Annotated in this window: 5 protein-coding genes; all 5 read right to left on the reverse strand. The window is 68.9% G+C overall.

Features of this window, described 5'->3' with window-relative positions:
- A partial coding sequence (locus AC1DOC_RS17830) for an ADP-ribosylglycohydrolase family protein (RefSeq protein ID WP_478130185.1) occupies positions 1 to 584 on the reverse strand: 584 nt, incomplete at its 3' end.
- Entirely contained in the window at positions 581 to 1657 is a 1077-nt protein-coding gene (locus AC1DOC_RS17835; RefSeq protein WP_478080871.1) for an NUDIX domain-containing protein, read from the reverse strand. The genes AC1DOC_RS17830 and AC1DOC_RS17835, both read right to left, overlap by 4 nt.
- Before the next feature lie 10 nt (positions 1658 to 1667).
- Complete coding sequence (locus AC1DOC_RS17840) at positions 1668 to 3368, reverse strand: NAD+ synthase (protein ID WP_478080870.1); 1701 nt, start codon at positions 3366 to 3368, stop codon at positions 1668 to 1670.
- A 4-nt stretch (positions 3369 to 3372) separates the two neighbouring features.
- Positions 3373 to 4560: a nicotinate phosphoribosyltransferase gene (pncB, locus tag AC1DOC_RS17845; RefSeq protein WP_436299017.1), complete on the reverse strand. Its 1188-nt coding sequence runs from the start codon at positions 4558 to 4560 to the stop codon at positions 3373 to 3375.
- A 25-nt stretch (positions 4561 to 4585) separates the two neighbouring features.
- Positions 4586 to 5310, reverse strand: a 725-nt coding sequence (locus AC1DOC_RS17850) for a cysteine hydrolase (RefSeq protein ID WP_478130186.1), incomplete at its 5' end; no start/stop codon positions are given.

The raw sequence follows: 5310 nt of genomic DNA on the forward strand, positions 1-5310 counted from the left end.
GGTTCGGGGACTGCGGTTGCAAGAATGTGCTCCTTGCTTGCGCCCATCAACGCTGCCCGCAGTTGCAGCGCAAAGAGCTGCGAGCAATCGATGGCTTCGCGCGCGCCATGCGTGGTTCGCGTGCTTTCGCCGGCAAACCGGAAGGTGTGGTCCGCGCTGGCGCGAAAGTACATCGAGACCGGTGCGAGCCGCATCAGCGCGCCGTTGCCGGCCGTCCTGGGGTCGGGGTCGCCAGCGAACGGATCGCGGGTCACGAGGTAGCGGTCCAGCGCCGTGGCCACCGTGATGCCGATGTCGAAGCACTCGCCGTTGCTGCTCAGGTAGCCGACGCTGCGCCAGTTGCAGTAGCGGTTCATCTGGTCGACGGCATCGAAGCCGCGCCGCCAGACCAGGCTCGTTGCCAGGCACAGCGCCATCGAGGTGTCGTCGGTCCATTCGCCCGGCTCCAGCCTGAATGGGCCGCCGCCAGCCATGCCGGTGACGGGCTCGAAAGTTCCGCGCGGCATGAACTCGACGGTCGTGCCCACCGCATCGCCGCAGGCCAGTCCCAAAAGGCAGCCGCGGTATCGCTCCCGGTCGTTCATGCAGTGCCACCTTGCGCGGCCTCGGCCGTCAACCCGAAGAAGAAATCGAGGATGTGGAAGTGGTCGTCGTGGAACTGGTCCTCCATGCCGGCCAGCTGGTCGATGGGCACCCAGCGGGCTTCCGAGGCGTCGTCGCCGGCGGTCAGCTCGGGCGGGCGGCGCGGACCCAGGTCGAACCAGTGCGCGTGGGTGATGACGCGGCCGCGCTGGCTGCGGTCGGGATGGTCGAACACCTGCACCGCCTTGAAGGCGGCTTCGATGTCGCTGTCCAGCAGCCGCAGGCCAGTTTCCTCTTCCAGTTCGCGCAGGGCCGACTGCCACACGGTCTCGCGCGGCTCGAGGAAGCCGCCCGGCACCGCGAACAGGCCCTTGCCGGGCGAGCGGCCGCGCCGGATCAGCAGCACCTGGCGCCCGCACTGCACCACCGCATCGACCGTGACGAAGACCGGCGGGTACGGCGAGCCCGACCACAGCGCCTTCTCGCGGCGCAGGCTCTCCCATTCCTGCGCCAGCACGGCATAAGGCGGCAGGCTGGCCCAGGCGCGCAGGAACTGCAGCGTGCTCTCCGGCGCCTGGCCGGCGAGGGCTGCCAGGGCCGGTTCCAGAGAACCATCGTGGGCCGCCCCGAAATAGGCGTCGCGCAGCGCGCTCGCATGGATGTCGCCGCGGCGCCCGGCGTCGTCGAGCGCCCAGCCGGGAAAGTCGCGCAGGTAGCTGCTCGTCGCGTCCTTCAGGTGCCCGACCAGCACCACCGAAGGCTGGCCGGGATGCAGCCGCGCCAAGTCCTGCTTCACCGCCGCGACCCATTGCGCGGGGTTGTAATGGTCACGCACGGGCAGGAATCTCAGCCGCTGGCGCTCCGCTTCCGGCAGCGCGACGCGGATCATCTCGGCGCGCTCTTGCCAGGTGAAGGGATTGCGCGGCGTGCGCGCCTGGAAGGCCGAGCCGAGCACCACCACGCACTCGGGCGCGGCGGCGAGCGCGCGGCGCAGCAGCGCGAGCTGGGCGTTGTGGAAAATCTGGAAGCGTCCGATGTAGACGGCGACATCGGGCGCCTTGTTCGTGCTTGTMATTTTTTCATCCTCAGTTCCAGCGGGCAGCGATCGGCATCTGGCGGCCCGAGCCGAATGCCCGGGGCCTGACCCGGACGATGGGCGGCGACTGCCGCCGCTTGTACTCGTTGCGCGCGACCATGCCGCGGATGCGCTCGACCAGCGCCTCGCCCCCGGGCGTGGCGCGCAGCCGGTCGACGAAGCTGCGCGCCTTTTCGTACTCGTCCTTTGCGAGCCGCTGGCCTTCGATCAGCAGCTTGAGGACTTCGTCGAGCACTTCATACGGCGGCAGGCTGTCGGCGTCCTTCTGCCCCGGGGCCAGCTCGGCGGAAGGTTCCTTGTCGAGGATGGCCTGCGGGATGAGCTCGCGTCCGGCCTGTGCATTCAAGTGTCGCGACAACGCGAAGACCTCGGTCTTGTAGAGGTCGCCGATCAGGCCCAGGCCGCCGTTGGTGTCGCCATAGAGCGTGCAGTAGCCGACCGAGATCTCGGACTTGTTGCCCGTGGTCAGCAGCAGGTGGCCGAAGCTGTTGGAGTAGCCCATGAGGGTCGTGCCGCGCACGCGCGCCTGCAGGTTCTCGAGTGCCACGCCTTGCAGCCCTTGGCCGAAGGCCGTCTCGAAGCCTTGCTCGAACTGCGAGACGATGCCCCCAATGGCATGCGCCTCGAGCGGCACGCCGAGGTTGCGGCACAGCCTTTCGGAATCGTCCACCGATCCCGCCGAGGAAAAGCGCGACGGCATGGTGATGGCGACGACGTTCTGCGCGCCCAGCGCCTCGACCGCCAGCGCGAGCGTCAGCGCCGAATCGATGCCGCCGGACGAGCCGACCACCGCCTGCCGGAAGCCGCAGCGCCGCGCATAGTCGCGCAGGCCCAGCACGATCTGCTGGCGGTAGAACTCCAGCGTCGGCAGGCCTTGCGGCGGCACAGGCGGCGGTGCTTCGCCGGCCGGCGTGAGAAAGCGGCCGTCCTCGAAGCGCAGCGTGCTCACGTCCTCCGCGAAGCGGTGCGCCTCGTACACCACGCCGGCCTGCGGCTCGACGGCGAACGAGGCCCCGTCATACACCAGCTGGTCGTGCCCGCCCACCTGGTTGACGTAGAGGATCGGCAGCCCGTTGCGGCGGCTGGCCGCGCCGAAGATGCGGTGCCGCTGCTCGCGCTTGCCGATGTTCGAGGGACTCGCGTTGATCGACACCACGAGGTCGGGCGCGGCATCGCGCATGCGGTCGAAGGGATTGACGAGGTAGTCCTGGCCCTCGTCGTTCCAGCCGTCCTCGCAGATCAGGAATCCCACGCGCGTGCCGCGGATGCGCAGCACGCGTGCCACGTCGGGGCCCGGCTCGAAGTGCCGGCGCTCGTCGAAGACGCTATAGGTCGGCAGCAGCTGCTTGGCATATTCGAGCCGCACTTCGCCCGCGCAAATGACGCGCAGCACGTTGCGAAGCTTCTTGCCCGCGCCTTCGCGCCGCGCCGGCAGGCCGACCGCCCAGTGCAGCGCCGGCATCTCGCGCGAGGCCGAGAGCAGCTGCCCGAACGCCTCCTCCACGCGGTCCATGAAGCCCTCTTCCTCCAGCAGGTCGGCCGGGTAGTAGGCCGTGAGCGACAGCTCGGAGAAGACCACCAGGTCGGACTCGTCGGCCGCGGCCCGGCGCGCGGCCTCGATCATCCGCGCGGCGTTGCCGGCCAGGTCGCCGATCGTGGGGTTGAGCTGGGCGACAGTGATGCGGAGCATGGCCTCACCCCTCGATCTGGAAGACCTGGCGCAGGTAGGCCAGGAAGGTCTGGTCTTCGCACAGCGTCTTGCCCGGGCTGTCCGACAGCTTGGCCACCGGCTGGCCGTTGCAGGCCGTGAGCTTCATCACGATGTTCAGCGGCGTGAGGCCGACGTCGTTGCTCAGGTGGGTGCCGATGCCGAAGCCGGTCTGCGTGCGGTCGGCGAAGGTGCGGTACAGCCGGATCGCCGTTGGCAGGTCGAGCCCGTCGGAGAACACCAGCCGCTTGGTATGCGCATCGATGCGCAGCCTGGCGTAGTGCGCCAGCGCCTTCTCGCCCCAGGCGACCGGGTCCCCCGAGTCGTGGCGAAGGCCGTCGAACAGCTTGGCGAAGTACAGATCGAAATCGGCCAGGAAGGCATCCATGCCGACCACGTCGGTCAGCGCCACGCCGAGATCGCCGCGGTACTCCTGCACCCAGCCTTCCAGCGCGGCGTTCTGGAAGTCGCGCAGCCGCACGCCGAGCGCCTGGTAGGTCTGCAGGTACTCGTGCGCCATGGTGCCGATGGGCACCAGCTCCAGCTCCTTGGCCAGCAGCACGTTGGAGGTGCCCTTGAAATACATCGGCACCTCGCGCTTGAGCGTGCCGACCATTTCGCGCTGCCAGTCGCGGGAGAAGCGGCGCCGCACGCCGAAGTCGAAGAACTCGAATGGATGCCGCGCCGCCGGCTCTTCCGCAAAGCCGCGCAGCAACTCGATCTTGGTCTGCAGGCGCCGGCGGCCCTCGGCCAGCGCCGCCTCGGCATCGAAGCGGCGGAAGTACAGCTCGTTGACGATCGCGAGCACGAAGATCTCGAACGCCATGGTGTGCACCTGCGGGCCGACCGCACGGATGCGCAGCGCATCGCCTTCGGCCGCGGCGGTGATGAATTCGCGCTGGAAGCTGAAGATGCGCAGGAAGTCGACGAAGTCGCTCTTGATGTAGCGCAGGCCGCGCAGGTAGGCGAGTTCGCCGGGCGCGAAGCGCAGCGTGCACAGGTGGTCGAGTTGCGCGTTGACGTCCGCCAGCAGCTCGGCCAGCGGATAGGCCGGCTGGTTGCGGCACACGAAGCTGTACTCCGCCTGCGTCTGCGGGTGGCTGTGCAGCATGGCCTGCCACATCGTGAACTTGTACAGGTCGGTGTCGAGCAGGCTCTGGATGATCGGTTGCATGGTGTGCTCCTTGGGCGGGTTGGCGTCAGGCGTTGGCCGCCAGCAGTGCGCGCACTTCGGCGCTGGTGCGCAGCTGCGCGCCGCGCGCGGCCATGTCGTCGAGGAAGGCCTGGTGCTGCGCCTCGAAGCCGGTCACCGGGCTCATGCAGTCGGTGACCAACACCAGCTTGGCGGGCCTGCCCGACGGCAGGTGGGCGGCGATGTGCTCGGTGGTGGCCTTCACGCAATGGCTGCTGGCTTCGCCCGCAATCACGATCAGGTCGGCGCCGTCGAGCGATGCGACCAGCGGCATGTTGAGCGCGGTGCCGGGATCCTCCGCATCCGGCACTTCGGCCTGGATGGCACTGTAGTGCTCGGTCCAGGGATTGCTGCCCTTGGCGACCTTTTCCACCAGCCCGGCCTGTGCGTCTTCCCAGGCGTTGTAGGCGGCCTTGACGGCGGCATGCACGTTGTGGCCCCAGCTGCCGATCTCGCAGTGCACCGGCCACACCATCAGCGTGTAGCGGCCCCTGCGCTCGAGTTCGTCAAGGTAGGCCAGCGCGCGCGGCAGGGCCGCGGCGTCGCGGGGCCGATAGTCGCCGCCGCGAACCTGCGCCGCGGTGATCGCGGTGAAGGGCGCCACCGCACCGCCGCCGCGCGCCTGCCAGAACGTGGGATGCGCGATGTCGAACCTGTGGTGCGAGTCCAGCGTGACCGTGATGCCGGCAATACCGCCCGCCCCTTCGCGGATCAGGTCGGCCAGCCTCAGCA

This window comes from Variovorax sp. 01T439_2 (genome assembly GCF_056398445.1).